The 24152-nt window shown below is 71.4% G+C and carries 24 protein-coding genes; 18 read left to right on the top strand and 6 right to left on the bottom strand.

The window, feature by feature from the left end; translation table 11 throughout:
* Positions 1–172: 172 nt before the first annotated feature.
* The 3 genes from KZQ38_RS07780 to KZQ38_RS07770 all read left to right on the top strand — a co-directional run bounded on the left by KZQ38_RS07780 (position 173) and on the right by KZQ38_RS07770 (position 3456).
* The gene (locus KZQ38_RS07780) at positions 173–931 is read left to right on the top strand and encodes a bestrophin-like domain (protein WP_219439956.1); all 759 of its coding nucleotides are present in this window, start codon (positions 173–175) and stop codon (positions 929–931) included.
* Positions 928–2136 (top strand): DUF6923 family protein, encoded by a 1209-nt coding sequence (locus tag KZQ38_RS07775; RefSeq protein WP_219439955.1) that lies wholly within the window; start codon positions 928–930, stop codon positions 2134–2136. Before KZQ38_RS07780 ends, KZQ38_RS07775 begins: the two co-directional genes overlap by 4 nt.
* Positions 2137–2343: 207 nt before the next feature.
* Positions 2344–3456 (top strand): DUF418 domain-containing protein, encoded by a 1113-nt coding sequence (locus KZQ38_RS07770; protein ID WP_257900960.1) that lies wholly within the window; start codon positions 2344–2346, stop codon positions 3454–3456.
* On the opposite strand, the gene KZQ38_RS07765 is transcribed toward KZQ38_RS07770, so the two are convergent.
* The gene (locus tag KZQ38_RS07765; RefSeq protein ID WP_308258299.1) at positions 3457–3882 is read right to left on the bottom strand and encodes a nuclear transport factor 2 family protein; all 426 of its coding nucleotides are present in this window, start codon (positions 3880–3882) and stop codon (positions 3457–3459) included.
* A 133-nt stretch (positions 3883–4015) separates the two neighbouring features.
* Here KZQ38_RS07765 and KZQ38_RS07760 point away from each other — a divergent pair, with 133 nt between their 5' ends.
* From KZQ38_RS07760 to KZQ38_RS07750, 3 genes are all read left to right on the top strand, one after another.
* A complete protein-coding gene (locus KZQ38_RS07760; protein WP_219439953.1) occupies positions 4016–4768 on the top strand; it encodes a DUF427 domain-containing protein in 753 nt (250 codons plus the stop codon).
* Between the two features lie 101 nt (positions 4769–4869).
* The gene (locus KZQ38_RS07755) at positions 4870–5484 is read left to right on the top strand and encodes a uracil-DNA glycosylase (protein WP_219439952.1); all 615 of its coding nucleotides are present in this window, start codon (positions 4870–4872) and stop codon (positions 5482–5484) included.
* Positions 5485–5605: 121 nt separating this feature from the next.
* On the top strand, positions 5606–5815 hold the full coding sequence (locus KZQ38_RS07750; RefSeq protein ID WP_219439951.1) for a hypothetical protein: 210 nt from the start codon (positions 5606–5608) through the stop codon (positions 5813–5815).
* An 87-nt stretch (positions 5816–5902) separates the two neighbouring features.
* On the opposite strand, the gene KZQ38_RS07745 is transcribed toward KZQ38_RS07750, so the two are convergent.
* Together KZQ38_RS07745 and KZQ38_RS07740 are read right to left on the bottom strand one after the other, a co-directional pair.
* A complete protein-coding gene (locus KZQ38_RS07745; protein ID WP_219439950.1) occupies positions 5903–6661 on the bottom strand; it encodes an NAD(P)H-binding protein in 759 nt (252 codons plus the stop codon).
* Between the two features lie 53 nt (positions 6662–6714).
* Positions 6715–7737 carry an ATP-dependent DNA ligase gene (locus tag KZQ38_RS07740; protein WP_219439949.1) on the bottom strand — a complete coding sequence of 341 codons (1023 nt, stop codon included), beginning with the start codon at positions 7735–7737 and terminating at the stop codon, positions 6715–6717.
* 116 nt (positions 7738–7853) lie between these two features.
* Between KZQ38_RS07740 and KZQ38_RS07735 the strand changes: the two genes are divergently transcribed.
* Both KZQ38_RS07735 and fgd read left to right on the top strand, forming a co-directional pair.
* A complete protein-coding gene (locus KZQ38_RS07735) occupies positions 7854–8342 on the top strand; it encodes a DinB family protein (RefSeq protein WP_219439948.1) in 489 nt (162 codons plus the stop codon).
* A 70-nt stretch (positions 8343–8412) separates the two neighbouring features.
* On the top strand, positions 8413–9417 hold the full coding sequence (gene fgd / locus KZQ38_RS07730) for a glucose-6-phosphate dehydrogenase (coenzyme-F420) (RefSeq protein ID WP_219439947.1): 1005 nt from the start codon (positions 8413–8415) through the stop codon (positions 9415–9417).
* Positions 9418–9421: 4 nt separating this feature from the next.
* Here the strand turns inward: fgd and KZQ38_RS07725 are convergent, their stop codons facing one another.
* Positions 9422–9868: a cupin domain-containing protein gene (locus KZQ38_RS07725; RefSeq protein ID WP_219439946.1), complete on the bottom strand. Its 447-nt coding sequence runs from the start codon at positions 9866–9868 to the stop codon at positions 9422–9424.
* On the bottom strand, positions 9865–11388 hold the full coding sequence (locus KZQ38_RS07720; RefSeq protein ID WP_219439945.1) for a GGDEF domain-containing protein: 1524 nt from the start codon (positions 11386–11388) through the stop codon (positions 9865–9867). The genes KZQ38_RS07725 and KZQ38_RS07720 overlap by 4 nt, the downstream gene beginning before the upstream one ends.
* Before the next feature lie 181 nt (positions 11389–11569).
* Between KZQ38_RS07720 and ruvC the strand changes: the two genes are divergently transcribed.
* The 8 genes from ruvC (at position 11570) to KZQ38_RS07680 (ending at position 20955) form a co-directional block, all read left to right on the top strand.
* Complete coding sequence (gene ruvC / locus KZQ38_RS07715; RefSeq protein WP_219439944.1) at positions 11570–12151, top strand: crossover junction endodeoxyribonuclease RuvC; 582 nt, start codon at positions 11570–11572, stop codon at positions 12149–12151.
* Positions 12148–12738: a Holliday junction branch migration protein RuvA gene (gene ruvA, locus KZQ38_RS07710; protein WP_219439943.1), complete on the top strand. Its 591-nt coding sequence runs from the start codon at positions 12148–12150 to the stop codon at positions 12736–12738. Before ruvC ends, ruvA begins: the two co-directional genes overlap by 4 nt.
* The gene (gene ruvB / locus KZQ38_RS07705) at positions 12735–13778 is read left to right on the top strand and encodes a Holliday junction branch migration DNA helicase RuvB (RefSeq protein ID WP_308258298.1); all 1044 of its coding nucleotides are present in this window, start codon (positions 12735–12737) and stop codon (positions 13776–13778) included. The genes ruvA and ruvB overlap by 4 nt, the downstream gene beginning before the upstream one ends.
* Positions 13779–13883: 105 nt before the next feature.
* Complete coding sequence (gene yajC / locus KZQ38_RS07700) at positions 13884–14240, top strand: preprotein translocase subunit YajC (protein ID WP_219440386.1); 357 nt, start codon at positions 13884–13886, stop codon at positions 14238–14240.
* Between the two features lie 519 nt (positions 14241–14759).
* A complete protein-coding gene (gene secD, locus KZQ38_RS07695; RefSeq protein WP_219439942.1) occupies positions 14760–16577 on the top strand; it encodes a protein translocase subunit SecD in 1818 nt (605 codons plus the stop codon).
* A gap of 3 nt (positions 16578–16580) precedes the next feature.
* Entirely contained in the window at positions 16581–17759 is a 1179-nt protein-coding gene (gene secF, locus KZQ38_RS07690; protein ID WP_219439941.1) for a protein translocase subunit SecF, read from the top strand.
* Entirely contained in the window at positions 17756–18274 is a 519-nt protein-coding gene (locus KZQ38_RS07685; RefSeq protein WP_219439940.1) for an adenine phosphoribosyltransferase, read from the top strand. Before secF ends, KZQ38_RS07685 begins: the two co-directional genes overlap by 4 nt.
* Positions 18275–18654: 380 nt before the next feature.
* Positions 18655–20955, top strand: a complete 2301-nt coding sequence (locus tag KZQ38_RS07680) for a RelA/SpoT family protein (protein ID WP_219439939.1) — start codon at positions 18655–18657, stop codon at positions 20953–20955.
* 458 nt (positions 20956–21413) lie between these two features.
* On the opposite strand, the gene KZQ38_RS07675 is transcribed toward KZQ38_RS07680, so the two are convergent.
* Positions 21414–22253, bottom strand: coding sequence for a tetratricopeptide repeat protein (locus tag KZQ38_RS07675; protein WP_219439938.1), 840 nt, complete (start codon positions 22251–22253; stop codon positions 21414–21416).
* Here KZQ38_RS07675 and KZQ38_RS07670 point away from each other — a divergent pair.
* Together KZQ38_RS07670 and KZQ38_RS07665 are read left to right on the top strand one after the other, a co-directional pair.
* The gene (locus KZQ38_RS07670) at positions 22210–23538 is read left to right on the top strand and encodes a helix-turn-helix domain-containing protein (protein ID WP_504739553.1); all 1329 of its coding nucleotides are present in this window, start codon (positions 22210–22212) and stop codon (positions 23536–23538) included. The two genes, KZQ38_RS07675 and KZQ38_RS07670, sit on opposite strands and share 44 nt — an antisense overlap.
* A gap of 79 nt (positions 23539–23617) precedes the next feature.
* The gene (locus KZQ38_RS07665) at positions 23618–24124 is read left to right on the top strand and encodes a YlcI/YnfO family protein (protein WP_219439936.1); all 507 of its coding nucleotides are present in this window, start codon (positions 23618–23620) and stop codon (positions 24122–24124) included.
* Positions 24125–24152 lie beyond the last annotated feature (28 nt).

The raw sequence follows: 24152 nt of genomic DNA, 5'->3' as shown, positions 1-24152 counted from the left end.
TTCGCTCGGATGGGTGTCCTTCGATCAGGGCGATATTTCACCTGTCGGCTTGGCGTTCCCTGGCACACGGATGAACGGTCTTGTTGCCGGACCGCACCGCTCACTACCTTTTCGGAAGCGGTGAATTCGCGCGTCTGTGGAATTCATGCGGTGGTGAGAGGACCTCGACTCGATGAGCGTTTACACCACAGGACTCCTGTGGGTGGGCGGCGCCGCGGTGGCCGCCGCCGTGCTGGCGTACCTCATCCGGAAGTACGGCCCGGAGGAAGGCCGCGCGGCCAACAACGAGGCCGCCGGGCAGGTGTTCACCATCGTCGGCGGCCTGCACGCGGTGTTGATCGCCTTCGTGCTGATCTCGTTGTTCGACACCGTGAACAACGCCGACTCCGCCGCGTACAAGGAGGCCGACGGGCTGGTCGCGGCGACCTGGGCGGCCGACGCCTTGTCCCCGGGCACCGGCGAGGAGGTCCGCCGGCTGTCCCGCGACTACGCGCGCACCGTCGTCGACGAGGAGTGGCCGAAGATGGCCGCGCACGACAAGGTCGAGACCGACGGGTGGTCGCAGCTCGACCGCATCCGCCGCGTGGTGTCCGACGCGCCCGCGACCGACGAGTGGCAGGTGGACCGCAAGAAGGAGGCGGCGAACCAGCTCTGGCAGGTGTACCAGGCCCGGCAGACGCGGCTGGAGGCCGCCGACGGCGGGGTCAGCGCGGTGGTGTGGTTCGTCCTGGTGATCGGCTCGGTGCTGACCATCGGCCTGCCGCTGCTGTTCGGCGGTCCGCTGATGCGCACGCACGTGCTGATCGTCGCCACCCTCGCGGCCACGATCACGTTGCTGCTGTACGCGACGTACCAGCTCCAGAACCCCTACGGCGGCGGCGCGGAGATCGGGCCGCACGCCTTCCAGTCGGCCCTTGAGCGGTTCGGATGATCGAAGCCCTGGCCCTCGTGTGCTCGACCATCCAGGTCGAGGCGGGTCAGCCCGGCCCGTCCGAGGTGCTGGCGGTGAAACTGCCCTCCGGCGAGCGGGCGTCGCTGGGCGCGCTGGACGAGCGGATCAACGCGATCGGGTACTCCGCGCCGCAGGACAAGGTGTACGGCGTGGGGGCCGACGGGCGGGTGGTCGTCCTGGACAGCTCCGGGAAGCGGCTGGACGTGGTGTCGCACCCGTCCGTGCTGCTGCGGCACGGCACGGCGGGCGCGGTGGTCGGCGAGCGGCTGCTGGTGCGGGTCGGGCACCTGCTGCTGGCGGTGGACGTCGACCCGGCGAGCGGGCGGTACCTGGAGATCGTGGACAAGACCGCGTTGTGGTCGCACGGCGAGTCGATCGCCGTGGACGACTTCGACGTGAACCCGGCGGACGGCCTGCTGTACGGGGTGGCGACGTCCGGTCACGGCCACGCCCACGTGGTGAGCATCGACCCCGGCAGCGGCCGGGTGCGGCGGGTGGCCGACGCGGGGCGGCTGCCCGGTGGTTCCACGTACGGCGCGGCCGTGTTCGGCCGGGACGGCGCGTTGTACGCGACGAACAACGACGTCGACGGCCGGAGCGTGTTGTACCGGGTCGCGCTGGACGGCAGCGGCGGGGTGGCGGAGGTGTCCGTCGGCGCGCGGTTGCACACGTCGGACGCCGCGGGCTGCCTCTCCGTGCCGCCCGTGCCACCCGACCCGACCACACCGCCGACCCCGGACCCGCCGACGTCCGAACCGCCGACACCCCGACCACCCACGTCGGAGCCACCCGCGCCCGAGCCGCCGACGTCGGAGCCGCCCACCTCGGAGCCGCCCACCTCGGAGCCCCCGGCACCCCCGACGTCCGACCAGCCGCCCACCCGGGACCCACCGCCCCCGGACGACCCGCGGCTACCGGCCGTGCCACCCGTGCCCGGTCGGATCCCGCCGCCGGGCGTGCCACCCGCGGCCCCGCCGCAACCGGCGCCGACGCCGGAACCGACCCGGGACTCGACCCAGGACCCGACGCGGCCGAGCACGCGGATGCGGTTGCCCGAGGCACGTGCCAAGGCGGTGGCGAGCAGGCACCGCACCGTGCGCGACCAACGCCGGTGGAGCCTGGTGGCGATAATCCTGATCCTCGCCGCCGGCGCGATGGCCAGGATGCACGCCCGCCGCCGCTGATCCCCGAGGCGGAGCCGCCGCGCCGGGCCGCCCCACCCCGTTCCGCGCCGCCCCGGCTCCGCCGCTCCCGCCCGCCGCGAGGGGCGTGTCGACCGCACCACCGACCTCGGTGTCCTCCGAAGTGCGGACCCCGCGGCGACCATCGGCCGACTCGCGGACCGGGTAGCCGGCCCTAGCTTCGGGTGCGATCACACCCGAGGGGGGACATTGAGTCGGATCACGGCCCTGGACGTGCTGCGTGGCGTGGCGATCCTGGGCACGCTCGGCACCAACATCTGGATCTTCACCGACCCGGCCGGGCCGGGTGGTTTCCTCACCGGCGCGTCGGGGACCGGCGAGGCGCTGCTCCGGATGCTCAGCAACGGCAAGTTCCTCGCCCTGCTCAGCATCCTGTTCGGCATCGGGCTCGCCGTCCAGCACCGGTCCGCGGTGCGGCGCGGCCTGCGCTGGCCCGGCTGGTACCTGTGGCGGTCGGCGTTGCTGTTGTTCGAAGGGCTCCTGCACTTCATCCTGATCTTCGAGTTCGACGTGCTGATGTTCTACGCGTTGGTGTCCGTGCTCGTGGCGTACCTCGTGGGGCGCGGTGACCGGACGCGGTGGGGCTGGCTGGTCGGGGCGGCGGTGCTGCACACCGCGCTCGTCGGCGTGGTGACGCTGGGGCTGATGACCGGCAACGCCTCGACCGACGGCGGACTGGTGATCGACACGTCCTCGTGGCTCGCGCACGTCGGTTCGCGGCTCGACAACTTCGTCGTGTTCCGCCTGGAAGCGGTGTTCGTGCTGCCGTTGAGCACCGTACTGTTCCTCGCCGGCGCGATGCTGCTGCGCGGCGGCGCGCTGGAGGACTCACCGCACGGGCGACGCGTCCAACGACGGCTGATGGCGTGGGGTCTCGGGCTCGGCCTGCCGCTGAACGTGCTGACCGCGCTCGCGGGCAGCGGGTGGTTCGCCGTGGACCGCTACGTCTGCGCGCCGCTGGTGGCGTTCGGGCTGCTCGGCGCGATCACCGCGCTGGTCCACCGGATGCGTGCCGAGGCCGGGCCGCTGCGGCGCGGCGTGACGGCGGTCGGGCGGTCCGCGCTCACCTGCTACATCGCGCAGAACCTCGTGGCGTCCGTGCTGTGCTACCGGTGGGGCCTCGACCTGACCGGGCGGTTCGGGCACCTCGGCGTGTGGTTCACCGCCGCCATGTGGCTCGTGGTGTCCACGTTGCTGGTGCTCGGCGCGTCCTGGTGGATGGGCAGGCACGAACGCGGACCGGTGGAAACGCTGTGGAACTGGGCCTACCGGGCGCCGCAACGACGCCCGGCGGCCGTCTGATCACGCGAGGCGGTCCGGCACGGCGGCCAGCGGGTACTTCGCCCAGAAGTACGCGTCGGCCGCGTGCTGGTCCGCCGAGAAGTTGATCGCCTCCGCGATCCGGCCGTCCCGGATGCGGAACGCCAGCGCCCACGTGACGTCCAGGCCCTCGGGGTCGGTGCTCCACCCGCGGTGCAGGTCGACCACCCAGTCGCCGTCGGCGGCCAGGAAGATCGGCTCCGCCTTGAACCCCGCCTTCGCGAGCTGGCCGAAGAACGCCAGCACCTCCTCGGCGCCGACCTTCGTGCCGGCCAGCGGGTGGTGGCCGGGGATGGTCCACCGGATGTCGTCGGCGAAGAACTCCGCCAGCGCGGCCACGTCGTCGCCGCCGTACGCCTGGTAGAAGCGGTGGATCAACGCCACGTTGGGGTGCGGTTCAGCGGTCACGCGGCCACCCAACCAGCGTGGCGGGCGGCCGTCCAATAACCGCGGTGATAGCCGATCGGCATGACTGCTCCGTCCACTGTGGACGGATGCGGTGGGCTGCCGCTCGCCGGCGTCGCCGCGTAGCGTCGTGGGCATGACTGCTGCGGAACGCGGACGGGTGCGGGTCGAGACGGGGATCAAGAGGGTGCGGGCCTACTTGGCGGGCGCGCTGGTCGTGGACACGGTGCGGCCCGTGCTGGTGTGGGAGAAGCCGTACTACCCGACGTACTACTTCCCCGCTGGGGACGTGGTGGCCGACCTCGCGGCCACCGGCGAGTCGCGGCGCTCGCCGAGCCGGGGCGACGGCGAGGTGCTGGACGTGCGGGTCGGCGACGCGGTCGCGGCGGGCGCCGGGCTGCGTTACCCGGACTCGCCGCTGGAGGCGTTGCGCGGCCTGGTGCGGCTGGAGTGGGACGCCCTCGACGAGTGGTTCGAGGAGGACGAGCGGGTCTACGTGCACCCGCGCGACCCGTACACGCGGGTCGACGCGCTGCCCAGCAGCAGGCACATCCGGGTCGAGGTGGGCGGCGTGACGGTGGCCGAGTCGACGCGGCCGGTGATCCTGTTCGAGACCGGCCTGCCCGCGCGGTACTACCTGCCGCCGACCGACGTGCGGCAGGACCTGCTGCGGTCCACCGAGCTGCGCACGAGCTGCCCGTACAAGGGGACGGCCGAATACTGGTCGGTGGAGGTCGGGGGAGAGGTGCACGAGAACGTCGTGTGGGGTTACCGCACGCCGTTGCCGGAGAGCCAGCGGATCGCCGGGCTGGTGTCGTTCTACAACGAGAAGGTCGACATCTACGTGGACGGCGAGCGCGAGGAGCGCCCGCGCACCAACTTCGGCTGAGGCGTGGCGCCGGTCGTCGCGGGGTGGGAACGCTCCGCGACGACCTGATCCGCCCGGACGGAGGATGGTCGGCCGTGACCCTTCCGGTGGAAAGTCGCCTGGTGCCCACCAACGTGTTCCCGGCGTCACCCAAAGGCCACCGCGACCCCCGTCTCGTCGCCCGGAAGAAGGCCCTCCTCCAGACCCCGGACATGAAGCCCCTCACCGAGTTCGCGCAGAAGGTCGCGGGTGAGCGCAAGGCGGACGTCCCGCTGTTCGACCCGGCGAGCGGCGGCGTGAAGTCCAAGGTCCTGCTGCTGCTGGAGTCGCCGGGCCCGGAGACCGGGCGCGCGGCGTCCGGCCTCCACTCCCTGGACAACGAGGACCCGACCGCGGTCAACACGTTCACCGCGCTGAAGGAGTCGGGGCTGGCCCGGAGCGCGTGCCTGAGCTGGAACATCGTCCCCTGGTACCTCAAGGGGCACGCCCCGACGCCCGCCGACCTGCGTGCCGCGGTGCCGTACCTGGTGGAGCTGCTGCGCATCCTCAAGGAACTCAAGGCGGTGGTCGTGCTCGGCACGCCCGCCGGCACCGGCTGGAACCTCTCCGGGCGTGGTTACGGGTTGAAGGTGTTCAACGCGCCCCACCCCGCGCCGCACTCCATCAACCGCGACCGCGCCACGCGGTGGCCGCAGCTGGTGGAGGCGTTCCGGCAGGCGGCGGAGGCCATCAAGTAGCGGCGGGTAGTGCACGGAGTCGGGTGCGCCGCGCCGTTGGCGGCGCGCGCTGCGGCCCGCCTTCGGCAGGCTTGCGTCGTTCGGGTGAAAAGAGCACCCGAAGGACGGGAGTTCGCGTGCCATGACCACTCCGCTCACCCACCGCGACCGGGCGGTGCTGCGTGCCGTCGAGGCGGGCCGCTGCGCGTTCGAGGGCGGCACGCTGCTGGTCGACGGTATCGGCTGCTGCGACCAGTTCGCGGGCTCACGCCTGACCCGCGCCGGCCTGATCGCCGGAGCGGGCGGCCCGGCACGCCTCACCGCCGCGGGCCGAGCGGCCCTGGCCGCCTGAGGGCCCCGCCACGCACCGGGCGACCCCGTCCCGAGCCGCCCCGGGACCGCCCGACACCGGCACGACCCCGCGGCGGCCGACGCCGGGCTACCACCGGCCAACCTCCTCCGCCCACTGCCGGAACGTCGTCGGCGGGCGGCCCAGGGCGCGGGACACGTGGTCCGTCACGACCGCGTTGCGCCCGGCCAACGCCCACCTCAACCCGGCACGCCACCGGGCGTCCACCGCGTCCGGGTCGGCGTCCACCACGGGCACCGGCCGGCCACGCACCTCACCCAGCACGGCGGCCTGCTCGGGCACGCTCAACACCTCCGGACCGGTGAGGTCGTACACCTGCCCGTCGTGGTCGTCGGTGGTCAACGCGGCCACCGCCACGGCGGCCACGTCCCGCGGGTCGATCACGCCCTGCCGCGTGTCGCCCGTCAGGTTCACCACGGGGTCGCGCAGCAGGTTCGTGGCGAACGCCGACGGCCGCAGCACGGTCCACCCCAGGCCGCTGTCCCGCACGGCCTCGTCGGCCGCCAGGTGCCACGGCGCGATCACCTCGCCCTCCCACCGCTCACCGGTGGCGATGGCGGACAGCCGCACGATCCGCCGCACGCCCGCCTCACGTGCGGCGGCCAGCAGGGCGAGGTCGTGGTCCGCGTTCATCGTCGCGGTGACCAGGTACACGGCCTTCACGCCGTCCAACGCCCCGACAAGGGACGCCGGGTCCGCGTAGTCGCCGTGCACGTCGTCGGGCCGGGTGGGACGTCGGGTCATGCCGCGCACGGCCTCGCCCCGGGCGAGCAGGAGTTCGCGGACGAGTCCGCCGGTGGTGCCGGTCGCGCCGGTGATCAGGTACATGCCGGTGAGCATGGTGCCGAACGAACCACCGGGGCTTGGAGATTTCGGCGGAGTCAGCGGCCGAAGATCGTCGCCAGCTCGACCGGCGGCACCTCTTCGAGCTGCTGGTAGGTGCACGACTCCGGCGTCCGGTCGGGCCGGAACCGGACCAGGCGCGCGATGTGCCGGAACCGCATCCCCCGCACGTGCTCGTAACGCACCTCCGCGACCAGCTCCGGCCGCAGCGGCTCCCAGGTGAGCACCTTGCCGGGGGCCCACCGGCTCTGGCCGCCGCCGTGCTCCGCCCACGGGTGGTCGACCACGCCCCGGTACGGCGCCAGCTCGGCCACCAGCTCCCGCCGCCGGGCCGCGCTGAACCCGCTGGCCACGCCGACCTGCCGGAGCACGCCGTCGTCGTACAGGCCGAGCAGCAGCGACCCGACGCCCTCGCCGTCCTTGTGCGACCGGTAACCCGCGACCACGCAGTCCGCCGTCCGCTCGTGCTTGACCTTCCACATCACCCGCTTGTCCGGCATGTACGGCAGGTCGGTGCGCTTGGCCACCACACCGTCGAACCCCGCGCCCTCGAACCGGGTGAACCAGTCCTGTGCCACGTCCGGGTCGTCCGTGGCGGGCGTCAGGTGCAGTCCCGGCACGTCGCCCAGCACGCTCGCCAGCAGGCGGCGGCGTTCGCCGAACGGCTCGCCGGTCAGGTCGCGGTCGCCGAGGGCGAGCAGGTCGAACGCCACGTACGACGCGGGCGTCCCGGCGGCCAGCACGCGCACCCGCGACGCCGCCGGGTGCAGGCGCAGCTGGAGCAGGTCGAAGCTCAGCCCCCCGGCGGTGACCAGGACGATCTCGCCGTCCACCACGCACCGCTCCGGCAGCCCCCGCGCGAGCACCGCCACCAGCTCCGGGAAGTAGCGGGTGAGCGGGCGGTCGTTGCGGGAGCCCAGTTCGAGTTCCGGACCCGCGCGGAACACCACGCACCGGAACCCGTCCCACTTCGGCTCGTAGACCAGGCCCTCGCCACGCGGCACCGAAGGCACGGCCTTGGCGAGCATCGGGCGCACCGGCGGCAGCACGGGCAGGTCCACGGGCCGAGCGTAAGCCGGAACCGCGGCCCGCACTCGTCCGGAGCAATCAGGACCGGACCTGTCCGCGATGCGATCTAGGCTCGTCCCAGACCCGACGAGAGAACGAAGGCACCCCGATGAGCACCGCCGAACGCACCGACCTGCTGACCGTCCTGGCCCGGCACCGCGAGTTCCTGCGCTACACCGTGCGCGGGCTGACCGACGAGCAGGCCGCGGCCACGCCCACCGCGAGCGCGTTGTGCCTGGGCGGCCTGATCAAGCACGTCCGGGAGACCGAGGAGGACTGGGTGCGGTTCGCCGTCGGCGGCGCGGACGCGATGGCGAGCGGGAAGGGCGACTGGGTCAGCGACTTCCGGATGCACGAGGGCGAGACCCTGGAGGGCCTGCTCGCCGCCTACGCCGCGACCGCCCGCCACACGGAGGAGGCCGTCGCGGACCTCGACCTGGACGCCGAGCACCCGCTGCCCCCGGCGCCCTGGTTCGAGCCGGGCGCGTCGTGGAGCGTGCGGCACGTGCTGCTGCACCTGATCGCCGAGACCGCGCAGCACTCGGGGCACGCCGACATCATCCGCGAGACCATCGACGGGCAGAAGACCATGGGGTGAGCTGCCGCCACCGCCGGACCCGCGCGTTCTCGTAGAGTGCGGAAAGGGGATCGGCCACGAGGGAGCGGCAATGGGGTTGAAGATCGGCTACAAGGCGTCCGCGGAGCAGTTCGGGCCGCGTGACCTGGTCGAGTACGCCGTGCGCGCCGAGGAGGTGGGCCTGGACAGCGTCACCGTGTCCGACCACTTCCTGCCCTGGCGGCACGAGGGCGGGCACGCGCCGTTCGCCCTGTCCTGGCTGGCCGCCGTGGGGGAGCGGACCAGCCGCGTGCAGCTCGGCACCAGCGTGCTGACGCCGACGTTCCGCTACAACCCGGCGGTGATCGCGCAGGCGTTCGCCACCGCGGCGCTGCTGTACCCGGGTCGCGTGCTGCTCGGCGTCGGCACCGGCGAAGCGCTCAACGAGATCGCCGTGTCCGGCCGCGAGTGGCCGGAGTTCAAGGAGCGCTTCGCCCGGCTGCGCGAGGCCGTGCGGCTGATCCGGGAGCTGTGGACCAAGGACTCGGTCGACTTCGACGGAGAGTTCTACAAGCTGGTCAACGCCCGCATCTACGACCGGCCGGAGCAGCCGGTGCCGGTGTACGTCGCGGCCGGCGGCCCGACCGTCGCCAAGTACGCGGGCCGCGCGGGCGACGGGTTCATCTGCACCTCCGGCAAGGGCATGGAGCTGTACACCGAGCAGCTGCTGCCCGCCGTGGCCGCCGGCGCGGAGGCCGCCGGGCGCGACCTGGCCGAGCTGGACCGGATGATCGAGATCAAGCTGTCCTACGACCGCGACCCGGACGCGGCCCTGGCGAACACCCGGTTCTGGGCGCCGCTGTCGCTGACGCCCGAGCAGAAGCACAGCGTGGACAGCGCGGAGGAGATGGAGCGGCTGGCCGACGAGCTGCCCATCGAGCAGGTCGCCAAGCGCTGGATCGTGGCCTCCGACCCGGAGGAGGCGGTCCGGCAGATCAAGCCCTACCTGGACGCGGGCCTCAACCACCTGGTGTTCCACGGCCCCGGCCACGACCAGGAGCGGTTCCTCACCCAGTTCGCCGCGGACGTCGTGCCGCTGCTGCGCGAGCTGGGCTGAGGGGTCAGCACCGGGCGAGCCGGCGGATGCGCTCCGCGTGCTCCGGGTAGCGCGCGACGAGTTCGCCGGCCTCGCCGAACCGCACCGCGTCGTCCGTGTACGGCGGCACGACGACCGTGCCCACCAGGGACCACGCGCCGTCCGGTTCGGACGCCTGCCACACGCCCGGCTCCACGACCACCTGGGGCCGCTGTCCGGCGGCGAGGTCCGGGCCGAGCACCGGCTCGGTCACCACGCCGCCCGGGTGCAGCAGCAGCATCCGCAGCGGCGCGCCCGCGTGCCACGCGTAGATCTCCAGGTTCGCCAGCCGGTGCAGCCCGGAGAACTCGCCCGCCCGGAGCAGGTAGTAGATCGCGGACGCCTCGGCGGAGCGCCACGACTGCCCGAAGTGGCCGCCCTCCACCGGCAGCTCCACCAGGCCCAGGGCCCGGATCACCTCGTCCGGGGTCACGACAGCTCCGCCTCCACCGATCCGTGCACCACGACCAGGCCCTTGCCCAGCCGCTTCGCCGTGTACATCGCCGCGTCCGCGCTGCCCAGCAGGTCGTCCGCGCTCAGCTCCGGCCCGGCCGCGGCGCGGTGCGCGATGCCGACGCTGCCCCGGATGCGGTGCTCGCCCGCCGCCGTGCGCAGCGGCGCGGACATGGCCTCCAGCACGCGCCTGCCGATCTCGTCCGGCGGCGCGGGGTAGCCGTCGACCAGCACGCCGAACTCGTCGCCGCCCAGCCGGGCCACCGTGTCCTGCGGGCGCACGCAGTGCTGGAGCCGCTGCGCGACGATCCGCAGCACCTCGTCGCCCTCCGCGTGGCCGTAGTTGTCGTTGACGTCCTTGAACCCGTCCACGTCGATGAACAACACGACCAGCGGATCACCGCCGTCCAGCGCGCCGGTCAGGCGCTCCCGGAACAGCACGCGGTTCGCCACCCCGGTCAGCGGGTCGTGGTACGCCTGGTGCCGCAGCCGCTCCCGGCTGTCCCGCAGCTGCTCCAGCAGCCGCACGTTGTCGATCAGCGTGAACAGCTGCCGGGCGATCACCAGCAGCACGACGCCCAGGCCCACGTAGATCTCGAACGGGTTCAGCCGCACGCCGGTCGCCGTGCCCACCACGATGAACAGGCCGGTGACCAGCATCGGCAGGTACGGCACCAGGATGTGCAGCATCTCGCCCGCGCGCAGCCGGCCGGACGCCGACCGCTCCCGGCCGGGGCCGCTCGGCGCGATCGAGGACAGGAAGTACAGGCCGGGGCACACCATGAACCCGATGTCCGCCGCCACCGGCACGTCCGTCACGCCCTTGCTGACCAGGTAGGCGAACACCCAGCCGGACGCCGACTGGCCCAGGCCGGCGAGCGCCACGAACAGCATCGGCAACTGGCGCACCGACCGGTGCGACCACGAGGACACCAGCAGCACCACGAGCATGACCAGGTACGCCGCCGGGTGCGCCACCACGGTGGCGAAACCGGGGCCGGACGCGGCCCACGCGCGCACCATCGACTCCAGCAGCGACACCCAGGTGAGCACGAACAGCGAGCCGACCACGATCAGTCCGTCCAGCACGATCACCAGCCGGCTGCGGTGGTTGGGCAGCGAGCCCGCCGCGCCGTGCCCGAGGACCAGCACCGCGCACAGCACCAGCACCGGTACCAGGATGAAGCCCAGCGGCGCGACCGTCGTGGACGGCAGCGGCACGCCGAGGAAGACCCGGCCCCACGTCCACGTGCCCAGCCCCACCACGAGGCTCGCCATCGCGGCGGCCATCCACAGCCGCCAGCGGCGGGCCGTGCCCTGGCGGCGCAGGCCCGCGCGCCAGTAGCAGACCATCGCCGCCGCGGCGCCCGCGAGCTGGGTGAACTTGTCCACCGCCACGGCCGTCTGGCGGTCCAGCAGCCCGGACAGCACGACCACGACCAGCACGGCCAGCAGGGCGCAGACGGCAGCCGCGATGAGGCTGAACCGTCTCAGGGTCATGGCACCCCGCCTATGCCGCGACTGGAGTCGATCAGTGGACCGAGTCACTGTAATGACCCGGTAACGCTGTGTCGACCTGAGGGTATCCGTAGGTCACCGGCGCGTGTCGGTACGGGAACGCCCACGATCACCGGGTACGGTTCGAACTGGTGTTCGTGGTCGTGGGTAGGGGGCCTGAGGCGTGCGTGTGTTCGGAGTCGACCCGGGCCTGACCCGGTGCGGGTTCGGGGTGGTCGACGGCGGCCCGGGGCGCACCGTGCGCCCGGTCGCGGTGGACGTCGTGCGCACCCCCGTGGACGCCGACCTCGCGGTGCGGTTGCTGCTGCTGTCCAACGCGGTCGAGGAGTGGCTGGACCGCCATGAGCCGCAGGTGGTGGCCGTGGAGCGGGTGTTCAGCCAGTACAACGTGCGCACCGCGATGGGCACCGCGCAGGCCGGTGGCGTGGTCGCGCTCGCCGCCGCTCGCCGCGACCTGCCCGTGGTGTTCCACACGCCCAGCGAGGTCAAGGCCGCCGTCACCGGTTCCGGCCGGGCGGACAAGGCGCAGGTGACCGCGATGGTGACCAAGCTGCTCGGGCTGCGCACCGCGCCGAAGCCCGCCGACGCGGCGGACGCCCTGGCGCTGGCCATCTGCCACCTGTGGCGCGCGCCCATGCGGTCGCGCCTGGAGGAGGCGCGGGCGAGGGCGGCCGAACTCGCCCGGACGCACCGCGCGAGACTTGCCGAGGCCAGTGCACGCACGACCGGAGGTAAGTCCAGGTGATCTCGTCGCTTCGCGGGCAGGTGCTGTCCATCGGGCTCGACCACGTCGTGGTGGAGGTCGGCGGTGTCGGCTTCGCCGTGCAGGCCACGCCCGCCACGCTGGCCACGCTGCGCCGCGGCGAGGAGATCGCGCTGGCCACCTCGCTGGTGGTGCGGGAGGACTCGCTGACCCTGTTCGGGTTCGCCGACGCCGAGTCCCGCGAGCTGTTCGGCCTGCTCCAGACGGTGTCCGGGATCGGGCCGCGGCTCGCGCTGGCGACCCTCGCCGTGCTGGAGCCGGACAAGCTGCGCGCCGCGCTGGCGGACGGCAACATCACCGTGCTCACCCAGGTGCCCGGCATCGGCCGCAAGGGCGCGGAGCGCCTGATCATCGAGCTGCGGGACAAGGTCGGGCAGCTGCCCGCCGCGCCCACGGCCGGCGACACCGCGGGCCGGGTCCGCACGCAGGTCGCGGAGGCGTTGCTCGGCCTCGGGTTCGCCGCCAAGCAGGCCGAGCAGGCCGTGGACGCGGTGCTCGCCGAAGACGGCGCGCTGGGCACGTCCGAGGTCCTGCGCCGGGCGTTGGCCGCGCTGGGGCGCAAGCGGTGAGCGAACCACTCGACCCGTTGCCCGACCCGGCCGAGCGGGACGTCGAGTCGACGCTGCGGCCGAAGGACCTCCAGGAGTTCGTCGGGCAGCCGAAGGTCCGCGAGCAGCTGGAGCTGGTGCTGCACGGCGCGTTGCGGCGCGGCGCGCCACCCGACCACGTGCTGCTGTCCGGGCCGCCCGGCCTCGGCAAGACCAGCCTCGCCATGATCATCGCCGCCGAGCTGGGCGCGTCGCTGCGCATCACGTCCGGTCCGGCGCTGGAGCGCGCGGGCGACCTCGCCGCGATGCTGTCCAACCTGGTCGAGGGCGACGTGCTGTTCATCGACGAGATCCACCGGATGGCCCGGCCCGCCGAGGAGATGCTGTACCTGGCGATGGAGGACTTCCGGGTCGACGTGGTAGTCGGCAAGGGGCCGGGTGCGACCAGCATCCCGCTGGACATCGCGCCGTTCACGCTGGTCGGGGCCACCACCCGGTCCGGCGCGCTGACCGGTCCGCTGCGCGACCGGTTCGGCTTCACCGGCCACATGGAGTTCTACGCGCCGGAGGAGCTGGAGCTGATCATCCGGCGCTCGGCGCGCATCCTCGGGGTGGACCTGCGCGAGGACGGCGCGCGGGAGATCGCGGGCCGGTCGCGCGGCACGCCCCGCATCGCGAACCGGCTGCTGCGCCGGGTGCGCGACTTCGCCGAGGTGCGTGCCGACGGCGCGGTCACCCGGGACGTCGCGCGGGACGCCCTGGCCGTCTACGACGTGGACGAACTGGGCCTGGACCGGCTGGACCGGGCGGTGCTCGGCGCGCTGGTCCGGTCGTTCGGCGGTGGACCGGTCGGCGTGTCCACGCTGGCCGTCGCGGTGGGGGAGGAGCCGACCACGGTCGAGGAGGTCTGCGAGCCGTACCTCGTCCGGGCCGGTATGTTGGCCAGGACGCCGCGAGGCCGGGTCGCGACCGCCACCGCGTGGCTGCACCTCGGTCTCCAGCCGCCCGCCAAGGCCCCCGGCGAGGCCAACCGCACGCTGTTCGACGACGCCGGCGACTGACCCGGATGGCTGACCTGGCACAATCGGCGGCGGCACCCCAGAAATCCGGACGTTCCGGGCACACCATGTCCCGCGCGCCCGGTTGATCGGAGAATGATGGGCAACCTGTCTTCCTTGATGTTCCCGCTGCTGCTCGTGCTGCTGGCCGTGCCGCTGTTCCTCAGCGCGCGCAAGCAGAAGAAGGCGGTCGCCGAGCAGCAGGCGCTGCTCAACTCGCTTGAGCAGGGCGACCGGGTGATGACCACCTCCGGGCTGTACGCGACCGTCGCCGACGCGAGCGACGACACCACGATCGACCTGGAGATCGCGGACGGCGTGGTCACCACGTGGCTGCGCCAGGCGATCCGCGAGAAGGTCGCGGACGAGGTCGAAGAGGTCGAGGACGTCGTGGTGGACGACGTCGCCGACGTGACTCCCGCGGTCGCCGACGACAAGCCGGTGCAGCAGGACACCAAGAAGTAACTCCCGCCGGCGCGTTTCCGGCGTGGGAACGGGGTCGCTCCACTTCACGTGGCGCGACCCCGTTTTCGTCCGGCGGGAATCCGCCACGCGACACGACGGGCCGCGTGGCCATGACCCGCGCGTTCGGCAGTCGCGGCCCGGCCGTTCCTGATCAGCGACACCGCCCGCCCCGATCAGCGACACCGCCCGCCCCGATCAGCGACACCACTCGCACGGCGGCGGAATTGTTCCGGTTGAATTGCACGTCACCGAACGCGTGGTCAAGTGTGAACGCCGATCGGCGGGTATTGACCGCCTGGTGGACGGATTATGTCCGCCGGGTTGCGGGGTACGCGGCTTCGGGGCCATGGCGGAACCGGTGACAGACAACTCACGCGGTGCGGGGTACGCTGCGCAATCACCCGGCAGGGCAGTGCCGGGCGGGCAAGCGCTGCCCTGATCTGTGGGCCCCCTGACCTGCGGCCCGCGGACGCGGCGGCGTTCGACAGCATCTTCGGAGTTCTAGGAGACGGACGGACCGTGGCACCTCCGGCCGGGCAAATCCGCCCCATGAAGTACCTGGGCGCGTTTGTCCTCATCGTGGTCGCGCTGTACTCCTTGGTGTTCTTCACCGGGAACGGCAAAGCGACGCCCAAGCTCGGCATCGACCTCCAGGGTGGCACGCGGGTGACGCTCACCGCGCGCGCGCCGGACGGGGAGACGCCCACGGACCAGGCGCTGAACCAGGCGCGCGAGTTGATCCAGACCCGCGTGAACGGCCTCGGCGTCAGCGGTGCCGAGGTGCTCCGCGACGGCACCAACCTGGTGATCACGGTCCCCGGCACGGACGGCGAAAACGCGAAGCGCCTCGGCCAGACGGCCAAGCTGAACTTCCGCAAGGTCGTCGGCCAGCCGCAGCCGAACGCGCAGCCCGCGCCGACGACCGGTTCGGCCGCGCCCACGTCGGGTTCGGCCGCGCCGACCACGACGGCCGCCGGCGGCACCGAGACGGCCGTCGCGCCCACCACCGCCCAGGGCCGCCCGGCCCCGGCGCTGGCGGCCCAGCCGACGACCACGACGCCGCCCGCGTCCGGGACGACGCCCGCCACGACGACGTCCGCGCCGGCCAAGCCCGAGGTCGACTGCCGCAAGGTGTTCGCCGGCGAGTACGGCGAGAAGCCCGAGGACGCGATCCACGAGTCCAAGACCTGCCGGCAGGACCCGTCGCTGACGACGCTCGACGCGCAGACCGTGTCGCAGGCGCTCACCGCCTTCACCTGCCCGCAGAAGGACCCGCTGCTGGGCAACGACGACCCGGCGCTGCCGCTGCTGACGTGCGACCAGAAGAACGAGTTCAAGTACGTCCTCGCGCCGGTGACCCCGCCGAAGGACGGCAGCGTCAAGGACGACGACTTCACCCTGTACTCCCGGCTCACCGGTGAGGACATCAGCAACGCCACCTCGGGCACCGACCCGCAGGGCGCGGGCTTCATCGTCAACCTCACCTTCAAGAGCGAGGGCGGCGACAAGTGGGGCAAGTTCACCTCGGCGAACGTGTCGCAGCAGGTCGCGGTCGTGCTGGACAGCCAGGTCGTGTCCGCGCCGAACATCAACGAGCCGATCCTGGGCGGCAACACCCAGATCTCCGGCCAGTTCACCCAGAAGGACGCCGACGGCCTCGCGAACGTGCTGAAGTACGGCTCGCTGCCGCTGTCGTTCGAGGCGTCCGAGGCGGAGACCGTGTCCGCGACGCTCGGCCTCGCCTCGCTGGAGGCGGGCCTCATCGCGGGCGGCATCGGCCTGATCCTGGTGTTCGTGTACTGCCTGTTCTACTACCGGCTGCTGGGCCTGCTGACGATCCTGTCGCTGATCCTGTCCGGCGTCGTGGTGTACGCGGTGCTGGTCCTGCTCGGCCGGATGATCGGGTTCACCCTCGACCTGGCGGGCATCGCCGGTTTCATCGTCGCCATCGGTATCACGGCGGACTCGTTCGTCGTCTTCTTCGAACGGCTGAAAGACGAGGTTCGCGAGGGCCGGACGTTCCGCTCGGCCGTGCCGCGCGCCTGGGTCCGGTCGCGCCGCACCATCCTCTCGGCGGACGCGGTCAGCTTCCTCGCCTCGGCCATCCTGTACGTGATCGCGGTCGGCCAGGTCAAGGGCTTCGCGTTCACCCTCGGCATGTCGACCATCCTCGACCTCATCGTGGTCTTCCTGGTCACGCACCCGCTGGTCGCGCTGGTCTCCAAGTCGAAGTCCCTGTCCGGCCCGAAGCTGTCCGGTCTCGGTGGGGCCGTCCAGGAAGGCGCCCGAGACCGCGCCGCCGCGGCCGGCAAGAGCGCCGCCGTGAAGGAGGTCTGACCCATGGCGCAGTCCAAGGGCAACGTGTTCCACCGCCTGTACGTCGGCAACGGCGCGTTCGACATCGTCGGCAAGCGCAAGCGCTGGTACGTGCTGTTCGGCCTGATCCTGCTGGTCTGCATCGGGTCGATCGTGTTCCGGGGCTTCAACCTCGGCATCGACTTCACGGGCGGCACGCGGATCCAGATGTCGGCGCAGAGCGCGTCCGGCGAGATCTCCAGCGAGGCGGTGAAGGACAGCTTCACCAAGGCCCTCAACGAGGAGCCGACGTCGATCCAGGTCGTCGGCACCGGCCAGGCCGCGACCATCCAGATCCGGTCGGAGACGCTCGACACCGCCAAGATCACCGAGCTGAAGAACGGTCTCAACAACGACCTGAAGCCCAACGGCGGCATCGACAACATCAGCGACAGCGCCGTGTCCGCGTCCTGGGGCGGTGAGATCACCACCAAGGCGTTGATCGCGCTCGGCGTGTTCTTCCTGGCCGTGGCGATCTTCCTGGCGCTGTACTTCGAGTGGTCGATGGCCGTCGCGGCGCTCGTCGCCGTGCTGCACGACGTGATCATCACGGCGGGCATCTACTCGCTCGTCGGCTTCGAGGTCTCGCCCGCGACCGTCATCGGCCTGCTGACGATCCTGGGCTTCTCGCTGTACGACACAGTCGTCGTGTTCGACAAGGTCAAGGAGAACACCAGAGGACTGCTCGGCCTCACCAGGCGCACCTACGCCGAGGCGGCCAACCTGGCGGTCAACCAGACCCTGATGCGGTCCATCAACACCTCGCTCATCGCCCTGCTGCCCGTGCTGGGCCTGCTGGCGATCGGCGTCGGCCTGCTCGGCGTCGGCACGTTGAAGGACCTCGCCCTGGTGCAGCTGACCGGTATGGCCATCGGCGCCCTGTCGTCCATCTACATCGCGACCCCCGTGGCCGTGGACCTGAAGATGCGCGACCCGCGCTACCAGGCGCAGGCGGCCCGCGTCCGGGCGCGCCGCGACAACCTGGCGCGCAAGTCGGGTGGCGAGGTGGTGTCCGGTGGCGACATCGTCGAGTCGACCGACGACGAGGCGGTGCAGGCCGAGCTGCGGCGGGAGAAGGCGCTGACCGCGGCGTCCGGCGTCCCGGCCCGCACCGGCAAGGCGTCGGACGCGCGCAGGCGCCCGACCGGCAAGAAGCACCGTTGAAGCTGGACCGGGCCCTGGGGCTGTTGCGTGAGGTCCCGGACTTCCCCCAACCGGGGGTCGTCTTCCGGGACCTCACGCCCGTCCTGGCCGACCCGGACGCCCTGCGCGCCGTGGTGGACGCCCTCCAGGACAAGATCCACCCGGACACCCAGCTGGTAGCCGCGATCGAGTCCCGCGGCTTCCTGCTGGGCGCGGCCCTCGGCTACGGCTGGCGCTACGGCGTCGTCCCGCTCCGCAAGCCGGGCAAGCTGCCCGCGGTGGCCCACCGGGTTTCCTACGACCTGGAGTACGGCACCGCGACCCTCGAACTGCCGGCCGGCTCCATCAGCCCCGGTCAGCAGGTGGTGGTCGTGGACGACGTGCTGGCAACCGGCGGCACCGCGGCGGCGGCGTGCACCCTGGTGGAACGCGCGGGCGGCGTGGTAACCGGCATCGCGGTCCTGCTGGAGATCACCGACCTGGCCGGCCGAGACCGCCTACCAGGCCGCTCCGTAAACGCACTCTTGTCGATCTGACCAGGGCACAGCCCGCACACACCAAGCCCCGCTGCGTGTCATCCCCGTATGGCCTGCGCGCCAGCGAACCGCGCTTGGTCAGGGAGGGCAAGCACGCTTTTCGCTTGCCCTCCCTGACCAAGGGTGGTTGTCTTGACCAGGCCATACGGGGATGACACGCAGCCCTCAACGTCATCCTTGGCGGCCTGCCGCGCGGCGAGCGCAGTCTTTTAACCCAGAGCCCCCGTGCTTGGCCCTACCCCTGAGCAGAACTTTTCACATGCAACTCACCGTGTGAACTGCGCCGCTCATCGGCTGACATCCCAGCCTCCCCGCCACACGGAGCTATCCTCGATTCCTAGGGTCCCCCCGCCCTAGGCGCAACGCCCCGAGGAGCGCGGTTGAGCCAGGACACCGAACCCGCAGCGACGACGCAACCCGTGCCGGCACGGCCGCCGTCGGCCACCCGTCGTGTGCGTGCCCGCCTGGCCCGCCGGATCACCGCCCAGCGGGCGGCCCCGGTGAAGCAGGTCCTCGAACCCCTGGCCGCGGTACACCGGGACCTGCACCCCAAGGCGGACCTCGCCCTCCTCCAACACGCCTACGACGTGGCCGAGGAGAAGCACCGCCCGCAGCGGCGGAAGTCGGGTGACCCGTACATCACGCACCCGCTCGCCGTGGCCACGATCCTGGCCGAGCTGGGCATGGACACCACCACCCTCGTGGCGGCCCTGCTGCACGACACGGTGGAGGACACCGACTACTCGCTGGACCAGTTGCGGGAGGACTTCGGCAACGAGGTCGCCCTGCTGGTCGACGGCGTGACGAAGCTGGACAAGGTCAAGCTGGGCGCGGCGGCCGAGGCGGAGACGATCCGCAAGATGGTCATCGCGATGGCGAAGGACCCGCGGGTCCTGGTCATCAAGCTGGCCGACCGGCTGCACAACATGCGCACCATGCGCTTCCTGCCGCCCGAGAAGCAGGCCCGCAAGGCACGCGAGACCCTGGAGGTGCTGGCCCCGCTCGCGCACCGCCTCGGCATGGCGACCGTGAAGTGGGAGCTGGAGGACCTGGCGTTCGCCATCCTCCAGCCCAAGAAGTACGACGAGATCGTGCGGCTGGTGGCCAACCGCGCGCCGTCCCGCGACACGTACCTCAGCGGTGTGATCAACGAGCTGGCCGGGCAGCTGGAGGCCGCCCGGATAACGGCGAAGGTCGAGGGCAGGCCCAAGCACTACTACTCGATCCACCAGAAGATGATCGTGCGTGGTCGCGATTTCGACGACATCCACGACCTGGTGGGCGTGCGCATACAGGTCGACGAGGTACGCGACTGCTACGCCGCGATGGGCGTCGTGCACGCGTTGTGGCAGCCGATGCCCGGCCGGTTCAAGGACTACATCGCGCAGCCGCGGTTCGGTGTGTACCAGTCGTTGCACACGACCGTGATCGGACCGGACGGCAAGCCGTTGGAGGTGCAGATCCGCACCTACGACATGCACCGCACGGCCGAGTACGGCATCGCCGCGCACTGGCGGTACAAGGAGACCCGCGGCACGCACAGCGGCAAGGGCGTCGAGGTGGACGAGATGGCGTGGATGCGCCAGCTCCTCGACTGGCAGCGCGAGGCCGCCGACCCCGGCGAGTTCCTGGAGTCGCTGCGGTTCGACCTCGCGGCGCGCGAGATCTTCGTCTTCACGCCGAAGGGCGACGTGGTGACGTTGCCGACGGGTTCCACGCCGGTCGACTTCGCGTACGCCGTGCACACGGAGGTCGGGCACCGGTGCATCGGCGCGCGGGTGAACGGGCGGCTGGTCGCGCTGGAGCGGAAGCTCGAGAACGGCGAGGTCGTGGAGATATTCACGTCCAAGGCCGAGGGCGCCGGTCCGTCCCGGGACTGGCTGTCGTTCGCCGCCTCGCCGCGGGCCAAGGCCAAGATCAAGCAGTGGTTCGCGAAGGAGCGCAAGGAAGAAGCCATCGAGATCGGCAAGGACGCCATCGCGAAGGAGGTCCGGCGGGTCGGGCTGCCCTTGCAGCGCCTGGTGTCCGCGGACTCGATGGGCGCCCTGTCGAAGGAACTGCACTACCCGGACGTGTCCGCGCTGTACGCGGCCGTCGGCGAGGGCCACACGTCGGCCCGGCACGTGGTGCAGCGGTTGGTCGCGCAGTTGGGCGGGGTCGAGCACGCCGAGGACGAGCTGGCGGAGCGCTCCACGCCGTCCACGGTCGCGCGGCGCCGCGTCACCGGCGACGCCGGGGTCATCGTCAAGGACGCGGCCGACGTGTGGGTGAAGCTCGCGCGGTGCTGCACGCCGGTGCCGGGGGATGACATCCTGGGGTTCGTCACGCGCGGTGGTGGCGTGTCCGTGCACCGCACGGACTGCACCAACGCGGATGAGCTGCTGAAAACGCCTGAGCGGTTGTTGGACGTCGAGTGGGCTCCTTCGTCGTCGTCCGTGTTCTTGGTGGCGATACAGGTGGAGGCGTTGGACCGGCACCGGTTGTTGTCCGATGTGACCAAGGTGTTGGCCGATGAGAAGGTCAACATCTTGTCGGCTTCGGTGACGACGTCGCGGGATCGGGTGGCGGTCAGCCGGTTCTCGTTCGAGATGGGGGATCCCAAGCACTTGGGGCACGTGTTGAAGGCTGTGCGCAGTGTGGAAGGTGTTTACGACGTGTACCGGGTGACGTCTGCTTCTTGAGTCTTCTATTGGATTAAAAGCGTCCTCGCCGGACAGGCAGACCGCCAAGGATGACATCAAGAGCAGGCTGCGTGTCATCCCCGTATGGCCTGGTCAAGACAACCACCCTCGTTCCCAGGACGCAAACGAAAAGCGTGTTTGCGTCCTGGGAACGAGCGCGGTTCGCTGGCGCGCAGGCCATACGGGGATGACACGCAGCGGGGTTTGGTGTGCGGCGTAGCCGCTAATGCGCGGGGTATCTGTTCTGTCCTCTGCTACTCCGGTCCCGACGCACCCGAAGCCTGCATCAGCAAGGGGTCCGGCATCGCTGCGGAACCGCGCGCGGCCGACCGGGATCGAGTGGCAACCGGGCTGGAACTAGCGAACGCGGCCGTGGTGATCGCGTCGTACAGCGTGCCCCGGTCAGCGGATGACGCGCAGCAGGCAGCGCCGTGCAGCCGAGCCGCTGGTGTGTCGGCTCAGGAAGTCGTGATCGGGGTTTTGGTGCAGTTGCGGGAGGTTGGGGGTGCCGTCCAGATCGGTTGTCCGAACTCACCGATCGGCAGCAGTTTCGACGGTGGTTGGGGTATCCCGGCTTCTGCTGCTCGCATGAACGCCCGGACCTCTGCGGCGGTGTCCTCTGCGAGGTGTTCGAGGGCTGCGCCGAACCAGTGCAGGGCGGCTGTGGTGTTGCCTTGCCGGTATGCCAGCCTGCCCATCAGGACGTGGCATTCTGCCCGCTCCCGGCGGAGTTCGGCGGCGTCGCCCTCTTCGGCATAGATTTCATCCGATCGAGCGAACTTGTGGGCAGCGTTGTCCAGGTCGTCGGCGAGGAGTGCCAGAGTGCCCAGCTCTCGAACCGCCCAAGCGACGCCGACGCGGTTGTCGCCGATGAAGTGCCACTCGATCAGTTCGACCAGGCAACCGGTGACTTCGTCGGGCATCCCACGTGCGCGGTACACAGCGGCGAGCGTGTCGAGTGCGTGGGCGTGTCGGATCAAGGCGTCGCCGGTCGGGTCTGCCTGACATGTCGCCCGCCAGACCGACACCATCCGCGCCGCCGTCGAGGTGGCGGCGAGGAAATCGCCCAGCTGTGCGTAGGCAACCGTGGCGTGGTGCATGAGCATTGAAACGGGTTCTGCCAACGGGAATCGGTCGGCCAGTTCGATGCTGACGCTGTGCAGTTTGGCAACGTCGATGCCCCTGTCTCCTCTCGCGAGAAGCGCCCACAGGGCAGCCAACGCGTCGGCGGCTTCGCCGACCTCTCCCTTGATCATGCGTAGTCGAACGTCGGCAAGGACGTCGATCGGTCGCCTCATGGTGGCCGCTTCCTCCCGGTGCTTCCGAGCCCTTCGGATCAACCTGCGGTGTGCTCAGGGAGTAGCCTCTCGGATGCTGAGCGTTGCCGGAATCAATGACTCGTCCACAGCCGTCCACAGTCCCGGGGAGTCGGGCGTCATGTCGGAGACCGCAAGAGCCCTGCGTGCGGCCCGTGTGGCAGCAGGTATGAGTCTTGCGGACATGGCGCGACGGACCCACTACAGCAAGTCACTGCTGGGTATGGTTGAGAACGGGCAGCGGACTGCGACGTCTGGGCTGGTGGCCGCCTACGAACGCGTGTTGGACGCGCGAGGGCTGGGTGAGGATGTGAACAGACGGGAGTTGCTGGCGGCGGTTGCCGCTGTACTCGCCGGAGCGCACACGCCGGAGCCGGTGGCCCGGCTGCTGGACGGGCTCACGTCCGCCGGCGCACCCGGCGGGGTCGGACGGTCCGAAGTGGCGGCGGTTCGGCACGCCACGGCGGTCTACACCGCGATGGACCTCCGCTACGGCGGCGGTGTTGCCGCTGATGTGTCCAGTGGGGCGTTGCGCTGGGCGGTGAGCCTGCTGGACGCACCGATGCGCGAGGACACCCGAATCGCGTTGTCGGCGGCGGTCGGGGCGCTTGCGGATCGGGCGGCCTGGACGCAGTTCGACTCCGGGCACGGCTACGCCGCGCGCCGGTTGTTCACGCTGGCGCTGCGCACGGCGGACGCCGGGGGCGATCCGGACCTGCGTGCCCACGTGGTGCTCGACATGGCGGCGCAGGTCGGTGACGACCACCCGGGTGACGCGGCGAAGCTCGTGGAGTCCGCGCTCGCGGACAACCGGGTGTGCGGGCCCGAGCGCGCGAACCTGCACGGCGTGCTGGGTCGGCACCTCGCGCGGAGCGGTGACAAGCGTCAGGCGCTGCGGCACATCGCCAAGTCGGAAGCGCTTGCCGCGAAAGGCGGCGAAACGCCGACGTGGCTGAGTTTCGTCACCGACGCCCACCTCGACTCGATCATCACCCGGTCGCTCGCCGCGGCGGGGGAGCACGGGGAGGCGATCCGACGGCTGGAGGACCTGCTCCCACGGCTGGGCACCGAACGCTCACGGGCGCGGGCCGGGCGCATGATCGGACTCGCCGACCTCTACGCGCGCACCGGTCGGCTGGACGAGGCGCGTGCCCTGGCGGATCAGGCTGCTGCCGTGCTGGGTGATGTCCGCTCCGCGCGCTCCGCCGCGGCGCTGGCGTCACTGCGTCAGCGGATGCGTGGCACCACCGGTGGCACCATCGTCTGACCTGCGATTTCCCGGTTCTGGCACGAGTGTTGAGCCATCCTGACTTGTGTCTGTGCCATGTGTGTGCCAAAGTGGTGCCATGGACTTGACCACGTATGTGAGCAACCTCGGCCGGGAGTTCGCCACGCTCGCCGAAGCCGGTGGTGACGAGTCGCGTGCGCTGGTCGAGCGCCTGACCGGCTCGCTCGAATCGGCGATCCGGATGACGCTGCTCGACGCGCTCTCCGCCGCGGCCGACGAGATCACCCGGGAGATCGCCCCGGGCTCGGTGGAACTGCGCCTGCGCGGGCGGGATCCGGACTTCGTCGTCAGCACACCCCCCGCCGAACCCGCCGCCGAGCCGGCAGCGGCGGAGGGGGTGCCGGTCATCTCGGAGGACGGCCCCGCCGCGCGGATCAACGTGCGGTTGCCCGAGCAGCTCAAGGCGGCGGTCGAGGAGGCCGCTGCCAAGGAGGGGCGCTCGGTCAACGCCTGGCTGGTCCGGGCGGCAGCCGCGGCGTTGCAGCGGACCGGGGGCGAGCAGCGCCCCGAGCCGCCGGACCGGAGCGCGCGCACCAAGCAGCGCTTCACCGGCTGGGTTCGCTGACCGCCGCCCTCCTCTTCACCTCACCGTC

This window comes from Saccharothrix obliqua, from assembly GCF_019375475.1.
Taxonomy (GTDB): Bacteria; Actinomycetota; Actinomycetes; order Mycobacteriales; family Pseudonocardiaceae; genus Actinosynnema; species Actinosynnema obliqua.
This window is presented reverse-complemented; position numbering and strand designations above follow the sequence as displayed.